General features: G+C 56.4%; 21 protein-coding genes. 14 read left to right on the plus strand and 7 right to left on the minus strand.

Annotated elements, in window-relative coordinates; genetic code table 11:
- The first annotated feature begins 119 nt into the window (after positions 1–119).
- The 5 genes from urtA to urtE are packed head-to-tail and all read left to right on the plus strand — an operon-like array spanning position 120 to position 4798.
- Entirely contained in the window at positions 120–1391 is a 1272-nt protein-coding gene (urtA, locus tag CGL_RS04660) for an urea ABC transporter substrate-binding protein (protein WP_003860043.1), read from the plus strand.
- 12 nt (positions 1392–1403) lie between these two features.
- A complete protein-coding gene (gene urtB, locus CGL_RS04665; RefSeq protein ID WP_003856680.1) occupies positions 1404–2288 on the plus strand; it encodes an urea ABC transporter permease subunit UrtB in 885 nt (294 codons plus the stop codon).
- The gene (gene urtC, locus CGL_RS04670) at positions 2285–3364 is read left to right on the plus strand and encodes an urea ABC transporter permease subunit UrtC (RefSeq protein ID WP_011013983.1); all 1080 of its coding nucleotides are present in this window, start codon (positions 2285–2287) and stop codon (positions 3362–3364) included. The genes urtB and urtC overlap by 4 nt, the downstream gene beginning before the upstream one ends.
- A complete protein-coding gene (gene urtD, locus CGL_RS04675; protein WP_011013984.1) occupies positions 3361–4089 on the plus strand; it encodes an urea ABC transporter ATP-binding protein UrtD in 729 nt (242 codons plus the stop codon). The genes urtC and urtD overlap by 4 nt, the downstream gene beginning before the upstream one ends.
- Before the next feature lie 7 nt (positions 4090–4096).
- Positions 4097–4798, plus strand: coding sequence for an urea ABC transporter ATP-binding subunit UrtE (gene urtE, locus CGL_RS04680; protein WP_011013985.1), 702 nt, complete (start codon positions 4097–4099; stop codon positions 4796–4798).
- Here the strand turns inward: urtE and pth (CGL_RS04685) are convergent.
- Complete coding sequence (pth, locus tag CGL_RS04685) at positions 4795–5409, minus strand: aminoacyl-tRNA hydrolase (RefSeq protein WP_011013986.1); 615 nt, start codon at positions 5407–5409, stop codon at positions 4795–4797. The genes urtE and pth (CGL_RS04685) overlap by 4 nt on opposite strands.
- Before the next feature lie 29 nt (positions 5410–5438).
- Between pth (CGL_RS04685) and CGL_RS04690 the strand changes: the two genes are divergently transcribed.
- The 3 genes from CGL_RS04690 (at position 5439) to CGL_RS04700 (ending at position 8222) form a co-directional block, all read left to right on the plus strand.
- Complete coding sequence (locus CGL_RS04690; RefSeq protein ID WP_011013987.1) at positions 5439–6464, plus strand: nitronate monooxygenase; 1026 nt, start codon at positions 5439–5441, stop codon at positions 6462–6464.
- A gap of 90 nt (positions 6465–6554) precedes the next feature.
- On the plus strand, positions 6555–7997 hold the full coding sequence (locus CGL_RS04695; protein WP_011013988.1) for a glyceraldehyde-3-phosphate dehydrogenase: 1443 nt from the start codon (positions 6555–6557) through the stop codon (positions 7995–7997).
- A 33-nt stretch (positions 7998–8030) separates the two neighbouring features.
- The gene (locus tag CGL_RS04700) at positions 8031–8222 is read left to right on the plus strand and encodes a hypothetical protein (RefSeq protein ID WP_011265654.1); all 192 of its coding nucleotides are present in this window, start codon (positions 8031–8033) and stop codon (positions 8220–8222) included.
- Here the strand turns inward: CGL_RS04700 and pth (CGL_RS04705) are convergent, their stop codons facing one another.
- A complete protein-coding gene (gene pth / locus CGL_RS04705; RefSeq protein ID WP_011265655.1) occupies positions 8223–8756 on the minus strand; it encodes an aminoacyl-tRNA hydrolase in 534 nt (177 codons plus the stop codon).
- A gap of 148 nt (positions 8757–8904) precedes the next feature.
- A complete protein-coding gene (locus CGL_RS04710) occupies positions 8905–9507 on the minus strand; it encodes a 50S ribosomal protein L25/general stress protein Ctc (RefSeq protein ID WP_011013990.1) in 603 nt (200 codons plus the stop codon).
- Positions 9508–9782: 275 nt separating this feature from the next.
- On the opposite strand from CGL_RS04710, the gene CGL_RS04715 reads away from it, so the two are divergent.
- On the plus strand, positions 9783–10214 hold the full coding sequence (locus CGL_RS04715) for a VOC family protein (protein WP_011013991.1): 432 nt from the start codon (positions 9783–9785) through the stop codon (positions 10212–10214).
- Here CGL_RS04715 and CGL_RS04720 read toward each other — a convergent pair.
- The 4 genes from CGL_RS04720 to CGL_RS04735 form a co-directional block, all read right to left on the minus strand.
- Positions 10211–10837 carry a DNA alkylation repair protein gene (locus CGL_RS04720; protein WP_011013992.1) on the minus strand — a complete coding sequence of 209 codons (627 nt, stop codon included), beginning with the start codon at positions 10835–10837 and terminating at the stop codon, positions 10211–10213. The genes CGL_RS04715 and CGL_RS04720 overlap by 4 nt on opposite strands.
- Positions 10838–10843: 6 nt before the next feature.
- Positions 10844–11821 carry a ribose-phosphate diphosphokinase gene (locus CGL_RS04725; protein ID WP_003860060.1) on the minus strand — a complete coding sequence of 326 codons (978 nt, stop codon included), beginning with the start codon at positions 11819–11821 and terminating at the stop codon, positions 10844–10846.
- An 11-nt stretch (positions 11822–11832) separates the two neighbouring features.
- Positions 11833–13290: a bifunctional UDP-N-acetylglucosamine diphosphorylase/glucosamine-1-phosphate N-acetyltransferase GlmU gene (gene glmU, locus CGL_RS04730; RefSeq protein ID WP_011013993.1), complete on the minus strand. Its 1458-nt coding sequence runs from the start codon at positions 13288–13290 to the stop codon at positions 11833–11835.
- A 103-nt stretch (positions 13291–13393) separates the two neighbouring features.
- On the minus strand, positions 13394–14623 hold the full coding sequence (locus CGL_RS04735) for an MFS transporter (RefSeq protein WP_011013994.1): 1230 nt from the start codon (positions 14621–14623) through the stop codon (positions 13394–13396).
- An 83-nt stretch (positions 14624–14706) separates the two neighbouring features.
- On the opposite strand from CGL_RS04735, the gene CGL_RS04740 reads away from it, so the two are divergent.
- The 5 genes from CGL_RS04740 to CGL_RS04760 all read left to right on the plus strand — a co-directional run bounded on the left by CGL_RS04740 (position 14707) and on the right by CGL_RS04760 (position 20081).
- Positions 14707–16248 (plus strand): multicopper oxidase family protein, encoded by a 1542-nt coding sequence (locus CGL_RS04740; RefSeq protein WP_011013995.1) that lies wholly within the window; start codon positions 14707–14709, stop codon positions 16246–16248.
- A 145-nt stretch (positions 16249–16393) separates the two neighbouring features.
- A complete protein-coding gene (locus tag CGL_RS04745; protein ID WP_011013996.1) occupies positions 16394–17314 on the plus strand; it encodes an ABC transporter ATP-binding protein in 921 nt (306 codons plus the stop codon).
- Between the two features lie 19 nt (positions 17315–17333).
- The gene (locus CGL_RS04750; RefSeq protein WP_011013997.1) at positions 17334–18167 is read left to right on the plus strand and encodes an ABC transporter permease; all 834 of its coding nucleotides are present in this window, start codon (positions 17334–17336) and stop codon (positions 18165–18167) included.
- Between the two features lie 42 nt (positions 18168–18209).
- Complete coding sequence (locus CGL_RS04755; protein WP_011013998.1) at positions 18210–19469, plus strand: sensor histidine kinase; 1260 nt, start codon at positions 18210–18212, stop codon at positions 19467–19469.
- Positions 19470–20081 carry a response regulator transcription factor gene (locus CGL_RS04760; protein WP_003860075.1) on the plus strand — a complete coding sequence of 204 codons (612 nt, stop codon included), beginning with the start codon at positions 19470–19472 and terminating at the stop codon, positions 20079–20081.
- Positions 20082–20098 lie beyond the last annotated feature (17 nt).

Consider the following 20098-nt stretch of genomic DNA (forward strand, 5'->3'; position numbering starts at 1 on the left):
TCGGGGGTGGCTGAAATGTAAGACACGTCACTACATTTAAGCTCAAAAACAACTACCTATAGGCTGACAGAAACTCTAAAAACTATAGAGCTATAGAAACTTTAACTTCGGAGGTATTCATGTCCCGTCCAATCGTTAAACAAGCATTCACCGTCACCGCAGTCACCGCGATGGCTTTTGCCCTGGCATCATGCACCCGCGCAGTGGATGCAACCTCCGCAGATGGAACCGCGAGCAACACCGCAGCTTCCTGTGTGGATACATCCGGCGACTCCATCAAAATCGGCTTCATCAACTCCCTGTCCGGCACGATGGCTATCTCTGAAACCACGGTGAACCAATCCCTGCACATGGCAGCCGATGAAATCAACGCAGCCGGCGGCGTTTTGGGCAAGCAGTTGGAGATCTCTGAAGAAGACGGCGCCAGCGAACCCGCCACCTTCGCCGAACGCTCCCAACGCCTCATCCAGCAGGAATGCGTTGCAGCCGTGTTTGGTGGATGGACCTCCGCCTCCCGCAAAGCAATGCTCCCCGTCTTTGAGGGCAATAACTCCCTGCTGTTCTACCCGGTGCAGTACGAGGGCATGGAATCCTCGCCGAATATTTTCTACACCGGCGCCACCACCAACCAGCAGATCATCCCGGCTCTTGATTACCTGCGTGAAAACGGCCTGAACCGCCTTTTCCTTGTCGGTTCCGATTATGTTTTCCCACGCACTGCAAATTCCATCATCAAGGACTACGCCGAAGCCAATGGTATGGAAATCGTCGGCGAAGACTACGCGCCGTTGGGATCCACCGACTTCACCACCATCGCCAACCGCATGCGTGACTCCAACGCAGATGCCGTGTTCAACACTTTGAATGGCGATTCCAACGTGGCGTTCTTCCGCCAGTACAACAGCCTCGGCTTCAATGCAGACACCCTTCCGGTGATGTCAGTATCCATTGCGGAAGAAGAAGTCGGAGGCATCGGCACCGCAAATATTGAGGGCCAGCTGGTGGCGTGGGACTACTACCAAACCATCGACACCCCAGAAAACGAGACCTTCGTGGAGAATTTCAAGGACCTCTACGGCCAGGACAAAGTGACCTCCGATCCGATGGAAGCTGCTTACACTAGCCTCTACCTCTGGAAAGAAATGGTAGAGAAGGCCGATTCCTTTGATGTCGCCGCAATTCAAGCAGCCGCCGACGGAACCACTTTTGATGCACCAGAAGGAACCGTGGTGGTTGACGGCGATAACCACCACATCTCCAAAACACCGCGCATCGGTCGAATCCGCCCGGATGGATTGATCGACACCATTTGGGAAACCGATTCCCCAGTTGATCCGGACCCATACTTGTCTTCCTATGACTGGGCCAAGACCACCGCTGCGACTTCCTAAGAGATAAAAATCATGGACATTTTACTCAATCAGCTCGTAGCCGGGCTTTCAGTTGGATCGGTCCTTCTATTGGTCGCAGTGGGATTGTCACTGACCTTTGGACAGATGGGCGTTATTAATATGGCGCACGGAGAGTTCATCATGGTCGGCGCATACACCGCATATGTGGTGCAGCTGGTCGTCGGTTCTGCCGGTTTATCCCTACTGATCAGCATTCCGCTGGCCTTTATTATCGGTGGGCTTTTCGGAGTTCTCCTCGAACAATTCCTGCTGAAGTATCTTTATCACAGGCCACTAGACACGCTGCTGGCCACATTCGGTGTCGGTTTGATCCTTCAGCAGCTGGCCCGAAACATTTTCGGAGCTCCCGCAGTGGATGTCAGGGCACCGGAATTTCTCCGCGGAAACGTCGAAGTTCTAGGCGTCTTGGTGCCGACCGCGCGACTATTCATCCTGGCGCTGGCCATCGCATCAGTGACTGCACTAGCTGTGTTCCTAAATCGCACTGCCTGGGGCCGACGCATCCGCGCCGTGGTTCTGAACCGCGACCTCGCGGAAACCGCAGGTATTGATACCCGAGCTACTGACCGAATGACGTTCTTTGTGGGCTCCGGTCTTGCCGGAATCGCCGGGGTAGCTATCACATTGATTGGCGCGACCGGCCCCACCATCGGTCAGAACTACATCGTGGATGCCTTCCTTGTTGTTGCCGCCGGTGGCATCGGCCGGGTGAAGGGCGCTGTGATCATGGCTTTCGTGCTGGGAATTACTCAAGCATTCGTGGAATATACGACAGGTGCGAGCATCGCGAAGTTCATCGTACTCATCGCTGTTGTTGCCTTCCTGCAGTTTAGGCCTCAAGGACTCTTCCAAACCCAAACTAGGAGCCTCGTATGAGCACTCAACTCAAGCTGAAGAAGCCCGCAAAGAAGAAAACTACGCCGAAACTTAGCGTCGTAAATGCTCCCACGCTGCGCACTGCGGCGTTGGGCCTGGCCGCGCTCGCTGCGGTATTGCTGTGCGCCCCGCTCTTTTTATCCACATTCCAGCTGACGTTGATGTCGCGCTTGGTGTGTTATGCGATCGTCGCAGTCGGCATCGGGCTGGCGTGGGGCAGAGGCGGCATGCTCACGCTGGGGCAAGGCGTGTTCTTTGGAATCGGCGCGTACATCATGGCCATGCACATGCTGTACAGCGATTCGCAGATTTTTGGGACCACAGTTCCGCAATGGTGGTCCATTTTTGCCAACCCGGCAGTCGCACTCATCGCAGTTGTGGCGCTTCCCGGCATCGTGGCTTTTGTGCTCGGCTTCTCCATTTTCAAACGACGCATCAAAGGCGCCTACTTTGCCATCGTGAACCAAGCGCTCGCCGCAGCTGTTGTGGTGTTGCTGGTCGGACAACAAGATTCCCTTGGAGGTTCCAATGGTCTTTCCGGATTTCGATCGTTCATGGGTTTTGCCGTCTACGACCCCATCAACCGCATCATGTTTTACTTCACCGCAGTGGGAGTTCTCTTGGCTTTGGTGGCTATCTCATATTGGCTCATGCGCAGCCGCTATGGAGAACTGCTCGTGGCCACCAGAGATGCAGAAGAACGCGTCCGATTCCTCGGATATGATCCCGCATTGATCAAAACCGCCGCATATGTCATTGCTGCGATGATTGCCGGAATCGCCGGAGCGCTGTTCGTGCCGATCGTGGGCATCATTTCACCCGCAGAAATCGGCGTGGTGCCATCAATCGTGTTCGTGATCGCCGTCGCCGCTGGTGGCAGGGCATCCCTATTCGGTCCCGTAGTTGGCGCGCTGGTGCTGGGCTGGGTGGAATCCACACTTGCTCAAACTTTCCCCAGCATGTGGTCCTATTTCCAGGGTGCGATCCTGGTTCTCGTGATCGTGTTGCTGCCGGGCGGAATTGCTTCAATTAAACTTTCCGCGCTCAAAAATAAGGCCAGGAAGGCCACCTCATGAGCCTTAAAATCACCAACCTCAAAGTCGCTTTCGGGTCGTTCATCGCCGTGAATGAGATTAGTTTTCAGGTGCTGCCCGGTCACGTCCACTTCCTCATCGGTGCCAACGGTGCAGGTAAAACCACCTGCATTGACGCGATCAGCGGATTGGCGCCGGGGCAGGGATCAGTGCAGTTGGATGGCACTGAGATTCTGGGAACCCCTGTGCACCGCATTGCTCGGATGGGTGTGGGGCGAACGTTTCAGACCGCCAGCGTGTTTGAAGAATTGTCTGTGTTGCAGAATCTGGATATTGCGTGCGGGATTCATCGTCCGTTGCGGGCGCTTCTCGGGGTGCGTCATCGGATTGATCCCCGAATTGAACACGCCCTGGAGGTCACGGGTCTTGCTGATCTGGTGAATGCTCAGGCGGGAACCTTGTCGCATGGGCAGAAACAGTGGCTGGAAATTGCAATGTTGCTGGTGCAGGATGCGCAGGTGCTCATGCTGGATGAGCCGGTGGCGGGCATGAGTGAGGAGGAGCGTGTCGCAACGGGTGAGCTTTTGCAGAGGGTTGCGCGGGGACGGGTGGTGTTGGTGGTGGAGCACGATATGGAGTTCATGCGTCGTTTTGCCACTCGCGTCACTGTGATGAATCGCGGCACGATCTTGTGTGAGGGGTCGGTCGATGAGATTCAGGCGAATCCGGATGTGCAGTCCATTTATTTAGGTACGGCAGGGAAGTGAGTTAGTCATGTTGGAAATCACTAATTTGTGTGCAGGTTATGGCCGCACGCAGGTACTTCATTCTCTTTCAATCTCCACGAGCAGCAACGGCATCCTGTCGATCCTCGGCCACAATGGCGCTGGTAAATCCACCTTGCTGCGAACCGCGGTGGGGTTGATTAAGCCGACTTCCGGAGAGGTCAAACTTTTCGGCCAGGATGTCACCTCGTTGTCCACGCATGAGCGAGTAAAGCGCGGAATGGCTTATGTGCCGCAGGGCCAGCAGTCTTTTACGCAGCTTAGTTGCATGGAAAATTTGCAGGTGGTAGCGGATCTGCAGGGACGTGTGGGCAAGGCACGCATCGCGGAGGCGCTTGATCGCTTTCCGGCGCTGACCCAGGTGCTGGACCGCCAAGCCGGCCTGTTGTCGGGTGGTCAGCGTCAGCAGCTTGCCATCGCCCGCGCGCTGATCACGGCGCCAAAGCTTTTGCTTCTCGACGAACCCACCGAGGGTATTCAGCCTTCGGTGGTTGCTGAAATTCAGCAGACCATCATCGATTTGGCTAAGGACGGCATGAGCATTGTCCTGGTGGAGCAAAACATTGGTTTTGCATTGGATGCTGCAACAAGCTACGCCATTGTGGCGCGTGGTCAGGTCGTGGAATCGGGACAAGGCGCTGAAACCACCGCAGAGAAGCAGACTAAAGTGCGGGAATCTCTAGCAATCTAGCGGCTGTGGATAGCGTTTTGCGCAGCAGATAATCCCTGGGCCAGCAGCAAATCCACTGCCTCGGCGGCAAGTTCAATGCCTGGTTGGTCGTGATCGACTGGTTCCAAAACGTAGTCGGGCACGGCCATTCCTGCTGGTGGTCGTGAAATGCCGATGCGGACGCGCAGGTAGTCTCTGGTGCCGAGCTCTTCCGTGAGGGATTTCAGGCCGTTGTGACCGTTTTCGTTTCCGCCCTTTTTCAGGCGTACTTTTCCAGCGGGCAGATCGAGCTCGTCGTGGATCACGATGATGCGCTCTGCTGGGATACCCAACGCTGCGGCGATCGGTGCGACACCTTGGCCGGAGTGGTTCATAAAAGTGGTGGATCGAACGGCGAGCACCCCTGGTGCGAGCTGCGTTGTGAGGGCCTTGTAGCCCGTGGCGGGGGTGAGGGGCTGCTGCTGGTGGGCGTCGATAAGCATGTCTTGGCACATGTAACCGACGTTGTGTCGGGTGGATTCGTACTTGGCGCCGGGGTTGCCCAGGCCCACGACCAGCCATTTGGCGGCGGGAAGTTCAGGCTTGGGGGCAAACAGTGCTTGGATTTTAGACAAAAAACTCACGGAAGTCATCCTATGGCAGGCGCGCCTAGGATGGTGCCATGAGCATCCTTGACACGTTGAAAACTCCCGTGATTGTCGCCCCGATGGCTGGCGGCCCGTCCACTCCCGCGTTGGTCAATGCAGCAGCAGAGGCAGGTTCCCTCGGGTTCTTGGCTGGTGGCGTCATGCCTCTTGAGCAGCTGAAACAGGAATTGTCAGAGGTAAAAGGCGTCTTTGGCGTCAACCTGTTTCGCCCGCAGACGGATGCGCCTAAGCCTTCAGACATTGATGAGCTGGCGGGATTGTTGTCCTCGGCGTTTCGGCAATTTGGCCTCGATGAGCCGACGGTGCCTACGCCGGATTTGAGCAATGGGTGGGAGGCTAAATTTGAGGCCGTTCTTGCCGCTAAGCCCGCCGTTTTTTCCTGCACCTTTGGTATTTTTAGCGCTGAAGAATTCGCCCGGATCAAAGCCACCGGAATTGAGGCGTGGGTGACGGTGACCAATCCGGAGGACGCGCTGGCTGCGCAGAAAGCTGGCGCCAACGCGCTTGTCGTGCAAGGCCCCGAGGCGGGTGGGCACCGCTCTACCTGGTCCATTGAAGTGGAGCCGGACGAGCGCGACCTGAAAACCCTCCTCGCAGCTGTCAAACAAGCGGGCGTTTACCTCCCGCTCATCGCAGCCGGCGGCCTTTCAACCTCCGCAGACGTGGCAGCAATTTTAGAAGCCGGCGCCAGCGCTGCCTCCTGTGGTTCCGCCTTTTTGCTTAGCGACGAAGCCGGCACCAGCTCACTTAACCGCGAGATCTTGGACGCCGCCCCAGCACTTGGTTTGGAATCGGTGTCATCTCGCGCATTTTCGGGCCGTTATGCCAGGGGAGTGGAAACCAGGTTCACCCGTTCGAACGAGGGGTTACCCCCGTTGTACCCATACCTCAACCCAATGATCACATCTTTACGTAAGGTGGCGGGAAGTGCAGGGAACTGGGATTACGCCTACTGCCTGGTAGGAGTCGGCCTGGAATCGATTGCGAAGGGTAGTGCAAAGCAGATACTGGAATCATTAACACCTTCCGCTTTGGGCTAATGTTGGGGGGAGTGCTTTCAACTATCCACGAGAGCTGCCCAGTGATAAACCCCGGGTTAACCCCACGCCTAAGTCAGTGAAGGACTTTTTATGACGCACAACCACAAGGACTGGAACGATCGCATTGCAGTTGCGGAGGAAATGGTGCCGTTGATCGGGCGCCTGCACCGCAACAACAACGTGGTGGTTTCCGTATTCGGTCGTCTCCTTGTGAATGTCTCAGACATCGATATCATCAAGTCTCACCGCTACGCCCGCCACATCATATCCAAGGAACTTCCACTGGAAAGCTCCTTGGATATTTTGCGCGAACTGGTAGATATGAACCTTGGTACCGCATCGATCGACCTGGGACAGCTGGCCTACAGCTTCGAAGAATCCGAAAGCACCGACCTGCGTGCCTTCCTGGAGGACGCTCTCGCGCCGGTCATTGGTGCGGAAACCGACATCAACCCAACTGATATCGTGCTGTACGGTTTCGGCCGCATCGGTCGCCTGCTGGCCCGCATCCTGGTTTCCCGCGAGGCACTGTATGACGGTGCTCGTCTGCGCGCCATCGTGGTCCGCAAAAATGGTGAAGAAGACCTGGTCAAGCGCGCATCCTTGCTGCGTCGTGATTCTGTCCACGGTGGATTCGATGGCACCATCACCACCGATTATGACAACAACATCATCTGGGCCAACGGCACCCCAATCAAGGTCATCTACTCCAATGACCCAGCCACCATTGATTACACCGAATACGGCATCAATGACGCCGTCGTGGTAGACAACACCGGCCGCTGGCGTGACCGCGAAGGCCTGTCCCAGCACCTCAAGTCCAAGGGCGTTGCCAAGGTTGTACTCACCGCGCCGGGCAAGGGCGATCTGAAGAACATCGTGTACGGCATCAACCACACCGACATCACCGCAGATGATCAGATCGTTTCCGCAGCATCATGCACCACCAATGCCATTACCCCAGTGCTCAAGGTGATCAATGATCGCTACGGCGTGGAATTCGGCCACGTAGAAACCGTTCACTCCTTCACCAATGACCAGAACCTGATCGACAACTTCCACAAGGGTTCTCGCCGTGGTCGCGCAGCAGGTCTGAATATGGTTCTCACCGAAACCGGCGCTGCAAAGGCTGTATCCAAGGCGCTTCCAGAGCTGGAAGGCAAGCTCACCGGCAATGCCATCCGCGTTCCTACCCCTGACGTGTCCATGGCTGTGCTCAACTTGACCCTGAACACGGAGGTGGACCGCGATGAGGTCAACGAGTTCCTCCGCCGTGTGTCCCTGCACTCTGACTTGCGCCAGCAAATCGACTGGATCCGTTCCCCAGAGGTTGTTTCCACTGACTTCGTGGGCACCACCCACGCGGGCATCGTTGATGGTCTAGCCACCATCGCAACCGGTCGCCACCTGGTGCTTTACGTGTGGTACGACAACGAGTTCGGCTACTCCAACCAGGTCATTCGCATCGTCGAGGAGATCGCCGGCGTGCGTCCTCGCGTGTACCCGGAGCGCAGGCAGCCAGCCGTACTATAGGTTATCCAAGCCTAATACACTACGATTAGGCATATGAGTAAGCGTAAGTCACGGGTGAAAGTTACCCACAATCCATTGGGCATGAAAGTCAAAGACACGTGCTGTCGCAAAACGCCGCGCTGCACCAACTGCCCAGTGGTGTACACACGCTTACTCAAATCCGGGGTCTTAGAAAACGACGACGCCGACCTGCCGCGCCGCCTCAAAGAGGCGCGGCGCAAGTAGCTAGCCCTGCTGCAAATGCTTTTCGACGAGATCTGCAGCGTCAGCCGCCATGATGGGAATATCCGCCAGTTCTTGCTTGCCAAAAGGCTTCAACACAAAACTTGCCGGATCCATCCGACCCGGTGGCCTACCGATACCCATGCTGAGCTTCCAATAGTCCTTAGTTCCCAAAGATTTGGACGTGGATTTCAGACCATTGTGCCCATGATCCCCGCCACCCTGACGTAGCTTCACTGAGCCGAAATCAAGCTCCAATTCATCATGCACCACGATGACATTGGCTGGGGAAATCTTAAAGAAGTCACACAGCGCCCGAATCGGAGTTCCCGACAGGTTCATAAAGCTGCGCGGCTTGGCCACAATTAGCCCAGGAAGCTGCGCGATATCGGTGTTGGAGCGCTTGTGCACACTAAATGATCCAAAGCTGCGCGACACTAGTTCTTCTGCAACCTCAAAGCCAATATTGTGGCGGGTGCCAACGTATTTCGGGCCGGGATTTCCCAGGCCAACAACTAAAAGGGGAGAGTTATTCACATCCCCCATCCAACCATGAGTCCACCACAAGCAAAAACAGGCCCCGCCACCATGTGAGGAAACCTCCATGATGATCGTGCACTGTCATCACTTTAAATTTCCCCGCACGGCAACGAGGCCCGCGAAAGATAAAGCTATCTAAAAAAGCTTACTCAGTAGCTGCTTCTTCAGCTGCTTCGTCCTCTTCGGTGTCTTCTTCCTCGACAGCTGGGAGAACGATGTTGACGATGAGGGTCTCAGGATCCTCAACCAGGGTGGTGTCGCCCTCGAGCTTGATGTCAGCTGCGGTGATCTGTGCGCCGAGCTCAAGGCCTTCGATGGAAACGGTGAACTCTTCAGGGATGGACAGAACGTCAGCCTCAACCTTGATGGTGTCAGCATCCTGAACCCACATGGTGCCTGGAGCTGGCTCGCCCTCGACGATAACTGGAACGTCAACCTCAACCTTTTCGCCGCGCTTAATGGCAAGCAGGTCCAAGTGGTCGATGTGGAAGGTCAGCACGTTCTGGTCGATGTGCTTGATCATGGTGAGCTGCTTCTGGCCCTCGATGTCGAGCTCAAGAACAGCGTTTACGCCTTCCTGGCGAACCAGCGCAGCGAAGGTGCGGTGGTCGATGGTGACGTGCAGGTTGGACTCAACATCTGCGCCGTAAACAACAGCAGGGATCTGGCCAGCAACGCGTGCACGACGTGCAGAGCCCTTGCCGAACTCAGAGCGGACAGCAGCCTCAATGGTTTGGTACTTTGCCATAGTGATTTCTCCTCATGGATGAAGGTGGACACTCGGCCGCGAAAATAAAAAATGCCCGCGACCGACTCGAATGTCTTGGTCGAGTCTTCGCAGGCAGCGCACAAAAGTGCACTTTAGAAGTCTAGATCGCGTCGATAACGGTTGAGCACTAGAAGTACTTGACCCTCGCCGAGACCTAAATATGCTAGCACGATGGCCAAACCTAATCCAAAAACCGGCAGTATACTGATTGGGGTCACATTAGCCAAAAGGCACTTTGAGGAAGTGGAACTCCTATGGCACGACTTCAGCACGACATGATTTTCATCAACCTACCAGTATCTGACCTTGCAGCATCTAAGCGTTTTTATGCAGGTCTTGGCTTCAAAGAAAACACCGTCTTCAGTGATGAGCACACTGCATCTTTTGAGGTCAGTGACGCCATCGTGGTGATGCTTCTGGAAACCGCGCGCTTCAGTGATTTCACTAAGCGCCCCATCGTGGAGAAGAACGGCTCCCGCGAAGTGCTCAACTGCCTGTCTGTATGTTCCACCGAGGATGCGGATGAGTTCGTGCGTCGCGCCCAGGAATTCGGAGGCACGATCACCCGTGAGCTTGCAGCGGAAGGCCCCATGTACGGCGGAGCTTTTGATGATCCAGATGGACACGGTTGGGAGCTGATGTACTTCGATCCAGAGGCACTCGCTCAGATGATGCCTGAGGGCTAAATATTCTTCAGGGCTTCTCGCCGGCTCAGTGGGGAAAGGTCCGTGGCGTCGACAAAAGCCCGGACCCAGCTGGGGTCGTGGCGGGCGAAATCCCGCAGTGCCCAGCCGATCGCTTTGTTGATGAAGAACTCGCTGGAGCCGAGGTTCTGCTCGATGATCCAGGCCAGCAGGGCAGCGTCGGTGTTTTTCTTGCGGCCCAGTTGGTGGATGATCGCGATGCGGCGCACCCAGAAGTCCTCATCAAGCGCCCACGTTTTCATCAGATCATCATCGTGTTTGGCGCCGATCGGTTTTGCTAGGGAATCGACGGTGTCCCACCAGGATTTGGTCTGCACTAATGCTTTGGCAAAACCTAGATCGGTGATGCCGACGCGATTGATGTGATCGCAGGCGACATACTGGTATTCCCGTTCAGCTGCGCCAAAGCAGTCTGAGACAAAGTCAGTGTCCAACTCTTTTAGCGCGGACAGCACGGGTTTGCAGGCTTCTTTTCTGGGGGTGGATGGGATGCCGAGAAAAGAAAACTGATCCCGCATGTAGCTTGCCATTCCGGTGGCACGTGCGGGATCAGCTAGAGGTTCCAATGCCAACCGGACGCGGTTGAAGACGTCCGTGGTGGGCATGGGTGTTTAGGCCTCGCCCTCGAAGAGGGTGGTGACGGAACCGTTTTCGAAGATCTCGTTGATGGTGCGAGCCAGCAGCGGTGCGATCGACAAAACGGTCAGGTTGCTCCAGCCCTCGGTGGACTGTGGCAGGGTGTCGGTGGTGATGACTTCTTCAGCACCGCATGCAGACAGGCGCTCGCGGGCTGGGTCAGAGAACACACCGTGGGTGCAGGCGATGACGACTGACTTTGCGCCAGCCTTCTTCAGGACGCCCACAGCGCCGGCGATGGTGCCGCCAGTGTCGATCATGTCGTCGAGAAGCACGCAGTCCTTGCCGTCGACGTCACCGACGACGCGGTTGGCGACAACCTGGTTTGCTACCTCGGTGGAGCGGGTCTTGTGCACGAACGCCATTGGGGCATCGCCCAAGGTGTTAGCCCACTTCTCTGCAACCTTCACGCGACCTGCGTCAGGGGAGACCACGCAGATGTTGTCCAGGTTGTAGTTTTCCTTGATGTGATCGGTGAGGATCGGCATGGCGTGCATGTGATCGACTGGGCCGTCGAAGAAGCCCTGGATCTGATCGGTGTGCAAGTCCACGGACACGATACGGTCCGCGCCAGCGGTGAGCATGAGGTCGGCGATGAGGCGAGCAGAAATTGGCTCGCGGCCGCGGTGCTTCTTGTCCTGGCGGGCATATGGGTAGAACGGCAGGATCGCGGTGATGCGCTTTGCGGAACCACGCTTCAAAGCGTCGATCATCAGCAGCTGTTCCATGAGCCACTTGTTGAGAGGCTGGGTGTGGGACTGCAGGACGAAGCAGTCGGAGCCACGAACTGATTCCTCGAAGCGGACGTAGATTTCACCGTTGGCGAAATCGCGTGCCGTCATTGGGGTGACGTTGACGTCGAGCTCTTTAGCTACAGCTTCTGCCAGTTCTGGGTGCGCACGACCCGAAAACAGCATGAGGTTCTTTTGGTTTTGTTTCCAGTGAGCAGTCATGAGGATCCTGCTTAGCCTTCCTGGTTGTGGACGTTTTGGGCGGCTTCTGCGGCTTGTGCTGCAGCGGTTCCAGGGCGCTTCTTTTGCACCCAGCCTTCGATGTTTCGTTGGCGTCCGCCGGACACGGCAAGGGCTCCTGGCGGAACATCGTCTTTAATTACTGTACCGGCTCCGGAATACGCTCCGTCACCCACGGTCACTGGAGCGATAAACATGGTGTCAGAACCAGTGCGAACGTGGCTGCCGATGGTGGTGTGGTGCTTGTTTTCACCGTCGTAGTTCACGAAGACAGAGGAGGCTCCGATGTTGGATTCCTCGCCGATGGTGGCGTCGCCGACATAGGTGAGGTGTGGAACCTTGGAGCCACGGCCGATTGTGGCCTTCTTGGTTTCTACGAAGCCACCGAGCTTGCCTTCTGGTCCCAGTGTGGTTCCTGGGCGGATGTAGGTGAAGGGGCCAACGGTGGCGTTTTCACCGATGGTGGAGTCGAAACCGTGGGTGCGGATTACGGATGCGCCGTCGCCGATGGTCATGTTGGTCAAGGTGGTGTCTGGACCAACTTCAACGCGGTCTCCGATGACAGTTTCGCCCTTGAGCTGGGTGCCAGGGTGGATGATCACGTCGCGGCCGATAGAAACCTCCACATCGATCCAGGTGGTTGCTGGATCAACGATGGTTGCGCCACCACGCATAGCGGCGATGACGGTGCGACGGTTTAGTTCGGCGCCGGCTTCTGCGAGCTGCACACGATCGTTGACACCGGCGAGTTCACGAGCATCGGCGGCGGTGTGGGCGCGCACTGGGTGGCCCTCGCCACGAGCAATGCCCAATACGTCGGTCAGGTACAGCTCGCCCTGAGCGTTGTCGGACTTCAGTTCAGCCAGTGCGGAACGCAAGATGGCGGCGTCGAAAGCAAAGACACCGGAGTTGACCTCATCGATGGCTTGGACTTCTGCTGAAGCATCTTTTTGCTCAACGATGGCGGTGACTTCGCCTTCTTCGTTGCGCACGATGCGGCCGTAGCCGGTGGGGTCATCCAGACGCATGGTCAACACGGTGACAGCGGTTGGAACTTCCACGTGTGCATCCAGCAGTGCAGACAGAGTGTGGTCGGTGAGCAGGGGAACATCGCCGTTGGTGACAATGATCGTGCCTTCAAAGCCCTCGAGCTGATCCATGGCGCACTGCACAGCGTGTCCCGTGCCATTTTGTTCCTCTTGGATAGCGATGAGGACTTCCCGGTCCAGTTCTTCTGCAACCTGGGCAACGGCTGGACCCACCTGGTCGCGTCCATGTCCAATTACTGCAACAATGTGCTCGGGATTAAGCCCGGCAGCTGCATGCAAGCTATGTGAAATGAGACTGCGTCCACCGATGCTATGCAACGTTTTTTGTAAGTCTGATTTCATTCGGGTTCCGGCACCAGCTGCCAAAACGACAACTGCGCTCGAGAAATCGCTTGCGCTCAAGATTATCTCAAATCCTTAAAAGTTCTTGCGGGGCACTTATACCCAAGCAAGCATAATGCCCCGAACCCCAAAACCTGCCTATTTGGGTGGAAAAGTTGTAAAACTATCCGGCGGATACTTCCTTGAGGCCACGGGCGCTAATGGTTCCAAGCAGGCCAATTGCCGCCAAGAAGAGCAGTGCGGCTTCGTTTCCGAAAATTGCAATGAAGCCAGATAATGCGCCAACAATGAGCAAAACTACACCCATTAGTGTGTTGGCGTCGGCAACATAGCGGGTGCGCTGATCACCTTCAGCCATGTCCATTACATAAGTTTTGCGGGCCACGCGGATGGCGGTGTGGGCCAAGGTGATGAGGAAGAAACTCAACGGGAACACCAGCGTGTTGATCTGCGCGGGTGCAAACGCGGAGCTGAGCACCACGAGGATTAACACGATGGAACCGAATAGGGCACCGCCCGCCATGACGTTTTTGGAGGAATGATCCGACCAGATTCCAGAGATTCGGCCACCAACCATGGACGCCAAGCCGGAGGCGATGAGGAAGAATCCCAAGGAGTCGATGCTGTTTCCGGATTCAGCGGCGAGTGCGACGATGAAAGCCGTGGAGAGTGCTGTCACCAGCATCATTGAGCGAACCAGAACGAAACGTCGAAAAGCTTTATCATCTTTTAATGCGGCGATGCAGCGACGCACCCACGGGTTTGCGGAAGGCGCGTTTTTTGGAGTCGCTGGCTTCGCGTATTCGATGCGCGCGAAAACAATGGAGGCAAACAGCCAGCTAAACGAGCTCGCGATCACCACTGCGGCCAGCACCCTCGTCGGGGAATGCGAGCCCAAGAAAATAGCGATCGCCAGGCCTGCAACCAGGCCCATCACACCGCCAATCACCGTCGCGCGGCCCGTTACCAGCCCACGCTTGCCCTTGGAAATCACCTTGCCCTGAACATCCTTCGATGCAATCGAACACATCGATCGAAACAGCGACAGCGCCGCAAGCAGCACGATCACCGTGATGCCCAGCGCCCACCCACGCAAAAACAGCGCAGCCACGCCGATACCCAGCGCCGAGACGAACTGGCCGTTCGAGCCAATCACCCAGACTTTGCTTCTCGACGTCTGCCTCAGCACCCAGCCAGTAATGGCAGCTTGCGGCAGCATCGATCCGGCTTCGCGGATTGGAACCAGAAGCGCCAGCAAAAAGCCCGGCGCGCCAGCGGCTTGCAGCAACCAGGGCAGGACTGTTTTGGCGGCAACGATTTGATCGCCGATGTTTTGCAGGCCGTTGGCCCAAATGAGGCGGCGTGCGTTGCGCTCCTCTGTGGGATTTGTCATGGGTGAAAGCTTAGAAGAACTACACCGTTTGGTTGATATGATGTGGGGTGTTTATGAAAATTTGTTTGAGGGAGTGAAGGCGCATGTTGTTGCCAGAGTTGAATCGTCGGACTTTTTTCAAAGGGGCCGGGGTGCTGGCAGCAACGGTGGTGGGTGCGCAGGTGCTGGTGGCGTGTTCCTCAGATGATGTGCGTGGTTATGGGGGAGAGCCGCGGACGTTGCCTATTCCACCAGCAGATTTAGGTACGCGTGAGGGATCTAGCGTGCACTTTGCCCTGGAGGCTCAGACTGGGGAGAGTCAGATTTTGCCGGATGTCACAACGAAGACGTGGGGTTTCAATGGCACTCATTTGGGGCCGACGTTGGTGGTGAAGAAAGGTGATGACGTCCACGTTGATGTGATAAACAATTTGGATGAAATGACCACTGTGCACTGGCATGGCATGAAGTTGCCGGCGATTGCTGATGGTGGTCCGCACTCACCGATCGGGCCTGGGCAGACGTGGTCACCAACGTGGACTGTGGCCAATGATGCAGCCACTTTGTGGTACCACCCGCACACTCATGGCCTGACAGGTTTGCATGCGTACCGTGGTTTGGCGGGGATGATCATTGTGGAAGATGAAGCAACAGACAAGCTGGATCTGCCACGCGAGTACGGTGTGGACGATATTCCGCTGGTTTTAATGGATCACCGCTTCTTAGAAGACGGTTCCCTTGATGAGGAAGACCTCCCCGATCTTGGGCTGTTGGGCGATACCCCCACTGCCAATGGCATTACCAATGCGCACTTTGATGCCACCACGCGCCGGGTTCGGTTCCGCGTGCTCAACGGCTCCAATATGCGGTTCTATAACTTGGCGTTTTCAGACACGCGCACCTTCCAAGTCATTGCCAGCGATTCCGGTTTGCTGGATGAACCTCAAGACCGCACCACCTTGGCTATTGGCCCAGGCGAGCGGTGGGAAATCGTCGTGGAGCTAGAGCCCGGCGAGGACGTCACCTTGGAATCTGTAGGTTTTGAGGACAACTACGGCGTCCCTGATGATGAGTTCGTGCCCGATTTCGGCATGTCAGATTCCTTCCAGCTGCTCACCATCACCGGCCCTTCCGATGATGCTGCGCAAGCACCTGCTTTGCCGGGCGTGCTGGTGAAATCCACCGAACCTGACGTCATCGATGCCACTGAACGCACCTTCATCATGAACACCTTCTCCATCAACGATCTACAGATGGACATGCAGCGCGTTGACGTGGTGATTGACCATGACCAGCCAGAAGTGTGGATTGTCACCAACGACAACTCCGACTGGCCCCACAACTTCCATGTCCACGACGCCCGGTTTAAGGTGCTGAAATTTGAAGGCACCGACGTAGAGCTCTTCAACGACGGCTGGAAAGACACCGTCGGCCTGCCACCGGGAGCAACCGCAACTTTAGCCGTGGAATTTGGCCACTACCCAGACCCGCAATGGCCCTACATGTATCACTGCCACATGCTCTACCACGAGGATCAAGGCATGATGGGGCAGTTCGTCATCGTGGAGCCAGGCGACGAGCCGGCGGCGGTGCTGGGGTCGGGCACGGGCTCCAGCATTGACTCCGCCGGCGGACATGCGCACTAGGGGCGTGGGGCGGCGTCGATAAGCGAGATTTTTTAGCCCTTTAGAAGCCACATGACATATGTCATGAAAATTATGTGCAAAGTGCAGTAATACTCCTGACATATGGCTCTACCAGCGCCAATGCGAAGTAGGAAGAATTATGCCTATGACAACGACACCAGCAATCGACGTAACAGACCTCGTGAGAACCTACGGCGACTACACCGCAGTCAAGGGCCTGAATTTCCATGTACAGCGCGGTGAAGTATTTGGTCTGCTCGGCACCAACGGGGCCGGCAAAACCTCCACCTTGGAAGTCATCGAAGGACTTTCCGCACCCAGCTCCGGCACCGTGCGCATCTCCGGGCTTGACCCCGTTGCCGACCGCGCGATCCTGCGCCCCGAGCTCGGCATCATGCTGCAATCAGGCGGCCTGCCATCACAGCTCACCGTCGCCGAAACCATGGACATGTGGCACGGCACCTGCACGTATCCGCGCGCCATTAAAGATGTGCTTGCCGACGTCGACCTCCTACACCGCGAAAACGTCAAGGTCGGCGCGCTTTCCGGAGGCGAACAACGACGCCTTGATTTGGCCTGCGCACTGCTTGGCGACCCCTCAATTTTGTTCCTCGACGAACCCACCACCGGCCTCGACCCAGAATCTAGGCGCCACACCTGGCAACTCCTGCTGGACCTGAAACAGCGCGGCGTCACCATGATGCTGACCACCCACTACCTGGAGGAAGCCGAATTCCTCTGCGACCGGATTGCCATCATGAACGCCGGTGAGATCGCAGTGGAAGGCACCTTGGATGAACTGGTGGCCCGCGAGAAGTCGATCATCAGTTTCGTGCTGCGTGGCGGGCAGGTGGAGTTGCCGGTCTTGAGTGGGGCTGAAATCATCCGCGACAACAACCACGTCCGCATCGCCACCACCACCCTGCAGCAGCACACCTTAGAAATACTTACCTGGGCTGCAGAGACCGGGATCGCGCTGGAAGGCTTCGCTGCAAAACCCGCCACCTTGGAATCCGTATTCATGGACATCGCCTCACTCGAGAACACCTCGCTGCAAACCGCCTAGAATCTTTAAGGAGACCACAATGACCACGTCACACACCGCCCGCGGCCTGCAACATGCAACCCCGGAGCGCCGCAAGACTTCATTTTTCAAAACCTCTCTGTTTAAGGCCGAATGGCTCCAGTTCCGCAGAAATAAAACCCTGTTGTTCATGGCCACCGTATTCCCAGTCGGAATCCCTTTGTTGCTCTTTCTCATCGGAAATGGTGGGGCAGCAGAGTCCGCGAACTCCTTCGACTACTTCGTCATGTACACCCTGCTATTTGTGCAGTTCTACACGGTGCTGTCCATGGCAACCACCCGCCGTGATGAACGTGTGCTGAAAAGGCTGCGCACGGGAGAAGCCCGCGACATCGATATCATCGGTGCCATCTGTTTCCCCGGCGCGCTCCTCACACTGATCTTCACCGTGGTGATCATTCCATTGCTCATGGTTTTGGGAGCTCCCGCGCCCATCAACCTTGTGCCCATTGTGTTTGCCGTACTGATCGGACTACTTCTTTGTAGTGCTCTTGCCTTGATGACCAGCGGTTTCACCCGAAACGCCGAAGCCGCACAGATGACCTCCATGCCCGTGTTCATGCTTGCGATGGGTGGACTTGGATCAATCCGCTTCGTATTCGGCGACAGCATTGTGGCTGATATCTTGGCCTACACCCCATTCGCCGCGATCAGTGACCTTGTCCAAATCGGCTGGGCTGGCGCCACCTTCGCCGACAGCGTTGGTGGAGTAGAGGCAGCAAACTTCGCTGGAATTTTCCAAGACATGCTCATACCACTTGGAATTCTGGCAGCGTGGACAGCTGCAGCGGTGTGGGCGGCGAACCGCTACATGCGCTGGGACTCGTACCGCTAAGCCTGCAGCCGACGGGATTAAGGCAGCTAACATTGAGACACGATGAATAAAGATTTCTGGACCGCAGGCTGGACCGCCCGCTGGTTTTCGCGCGGGGTTTCCCTTTTGGCCAGCCCAGTTACCGCCCCACTGAACTCTTGGCGGAGATTGCCTAACTTGGCCAAGTACACCCTCTACACCAGGGTGTCGTTGCAAGCGATCCCCGTGGTGTTGCTGTCGGCGTATTTCCTGGGCATCGTAGCTAATGCAGGCACCCTGAATCCCTCATTTGTGTGGCTGCTGGGTTTCTCGGTCATCCTTTTAATAGTGACGGTATTGGTTTATGAATATCAGCCATCGCTGAATTCTCATCCTAGGCGCAGCGTACAGCCGTTCTTCTTCACCGGGTTGGTGCTCAACGTTTTAGGCGTTGTGGTGTCTGTGGTGCTTCAAATTCCGGGCTTAAACATGTCGGACAACACCCGAGCAACTGCCCTTATTTTCACTCTTACCTGCGTATTTCTGCTTTCGATCGCCTACATTCCGTGGATGAATTACCGATGGGTTTGGCTGATCGCAATGTCTGCAGTGTTGTGGTGGACCAGCACAACGACTGATTATTTAAGTGCATTGTGGGTGGTTATCCCGCCACTCATGGCAGGAACCGTCCGACTTTCCGTATGGACCGTCGATGTCATGAAAGAGGTTGAGCGTTCCCGCGAATTGGAAGCCTCCCTCCGCGTCACCGAAGAACGCCTTCGTTTCGCCCAGGAACTCCACGACACTTTAGGACAACACCTGGCGGCAATGTCCGTGAAATCAGAACTGGCGCTTGCCCTGGCGAAACGCGGCGACGACCGCCTCGAAAACGAGCTGCGTGAGCTCCAAAAACTCACCCGCACCTCCATGTCGGAAATGCGCGACGTCGTCTCCGGCTACCGCACCGTCAACCTCGCCACGGAAATCGAGGGCGCTAAAAGTTTGCTTGCCGACGCCCACATCCACCTTTCCGTCATCGGCACCACGTCCCAGGTGTCACCCGCTCACCGAGAACTGTGCGCGTGGCTTGTCCGGGAAGCCACCACAAACATTCTGCGCCACTCTGATGCAACGGATGCCACCCTCACGTTGAGCAGCACAGAGGTGCGCATGGACAACAATGGTGTGAACAAGGACATCGGCAGACTCTCTGGTCTCAGCGCCCTGCGCTCACGAGCGGAATCAGCCGGAATGACGCTCATTGTGTCCCGCGAAGACGACCAGTTCAGCGTCCGCATGCTCATTAATGCACCTGCAAATACACCTGCAGAAAAGGAAGCTTAAATGATTTCCATTTCCATCGCCGACGACGAAGCCCTGATCGCAAGCTCCCTGGCAACCTTGCTCAGCTTGGAACCCGATTTAGACGTCCGACCTACCGCAGGATCCGGTGAAGAACTCATTGAAACGTGGGCGGATCCAAGCAACCGAACCGATGTATGCGTCCTTGACCTTCAACTCGGAGGCATCGACGGCATCGACACCGCCACCCGGCTCATGGAAACCACCCCAGATTTGGCCGTGCTCATCGTGACCAGCCACGCCAGGCCCCGACAACTCAAACGCGCGCTTGCAGCAGGTGTTTTAGGATTCTTGCCCAAAACATCCACCGCAGATGAATTCGCCACCGCAATCCGCACCGTTCACGCTGGACGACGCTACATCGACCCCGAACTAGCCGCCATGACGATCAGCGCCGGTGAATCCCCATTAACCAACCGTGAAGAAGAAGTCCTCGAACTAGCAGGCCAAGGACTAAGCGCCGAAGAAATTGCGGTGGCAGCGCACCTCGCGCCGGGAACCACCCGCAACTATTTATCCCAAGCTATGACAAAAGTAGGCGCGCAGAATCGCTTTGAAGCGTTCACGCGCGCCAGGGAATTGGGCTGGTTGTAGCTTGTGGCTTATCTCCT

Origin of the sequence: Corynebacterium glutamicum ATCC 13032 (assembly GCF_000011325.1) — a bacterium.
GTDB lineage: Bacteria > Actinomycetota > Actinomycetes > Mycobacteriales > Mycobacteriaceae > Corynebacterium > Corynebacterium glutamicum.

Coding starts and splice junctions, on each gene's coding strand:
- urtA (WP_003860043.1), top strand. CDS start 120: ATGTCCCGTCCAATCGTTAAACAAGCATTCACCGTCACCGCAGTCACC.
- CGL_RS04750 (WP_011013997.1), top strand. CDS start 17,334: ATGACCACGTCACACACCGCCCGCGGCCTGCAACATGCAACCCCGGAG.
- urtC (WP_011013983.1), top strand. CDS start 2,285: ATGAGCACTCAACTCAAGCTGAAGAAGCCCGCAAAGAAGAAAACTACG.
- urtB (WP_003856680.1), top strand. CDS start 1,404: ATGGACATTTTACTCAATCAGCTCGTAGCCGGGCTTTCAGTTGGATCG.
- CGL_RS04725 (WP_003860060.1), bottom strand. CDS start 11,821: ATGACTGCTCACTGGAAACAAAACCAAAAGAACCTCATGCTGTTTTCG.
- pth (WP_011013986.1), bottom strand. CDS start 5,409: ATGACTTCCGTGAGTTTTTTGTCTAAAATCCAAGCACTGTTTGCCCCC.
- urtD (WP_011013984.1), top strand. CDS start 3,361: ATGAGCCTTAAAATCACCAACCTCAAAGTCGCTTTCGGGTCGTTCATC.
- CGL_RS04710 (WP_011013990.1), bottom strand. CDS start 9,507: ATGGCAAAGTACCAAACCATTGAGGCTGCTGTCCGCTCTGAGTTCGGC.
- CGL_RS04690 (WP_011013987.1), top strand. CDS start 5,439: ATGAGCATCCTTGACACGTTGAAAACTCCCGTGATTGTCGCCCCGATG.
- CGL_RS04740 (WP_011013995.1), top strand. CDS start 14,707: ATGTTGTTGCCAGAGTTGAATCGTCGGACTTTTTTCAAAGGGGCCGGG.
- CGL_RS04760 (WP_003860075.1), top strand. CDS start 19,470: ATGATTTCCATTTCCATCGCCGACGACGAAGCCCTGATCGCAAGCTCC.
- CGL_RS04745 (WP_011013996.1), top strand. CDS start 16,394: ATGACAACGACACCAGCAATCGACGTAACAGACCTCGTGAGAACCTAC.
- CGL_RS04695 (WP_011013988.1), top strand. CDS start 6,555: ATGACGCACAACCACAAGGACTGGAACGATCGCATTGCAGTTGCGGAG.
- CGL_RS04735 (WP_011013994.1), bottom strand. CDS start 14,623: ATGACAAATCCCACAGAGGAGCGCAACGCACGCCGCCTCATTTGGGCC.
- CGL_RS04755 (WP_011013998.1), top strand. CDS start 18,210: ATGAATAAAGATTTCTGGACCGCAGGCTGGACCGCCCGCTGGTTTTCG.
- CGL_RS04700 (WP_011265654.1), top strand. CDS start 8,031: ATGAGTAAGCGTAAGTCACGGGTGAAAGTTACCCACAATCCATTGGGC.
- CGL_RS04715 (WP_011013991.1), top strand. CDS start 9,783: ATGGCACGACTTCAGCACGACATGATTTTCATCAACCTACCAGTATCT.
- CGL_RS04720 (WP_011013992.1), bottom strand. CDS start 10,837: ATGCCCACCACGGACGTCTTCAACCGCGTCCGGTTGGCATTGGAACCT.
- urtE (WP_011013985.1), top strand. CDS start 4,097: ATGTTGGAAATCACTAATTTGTGTGCAGGTTATGGCCGCACGCAGGTA.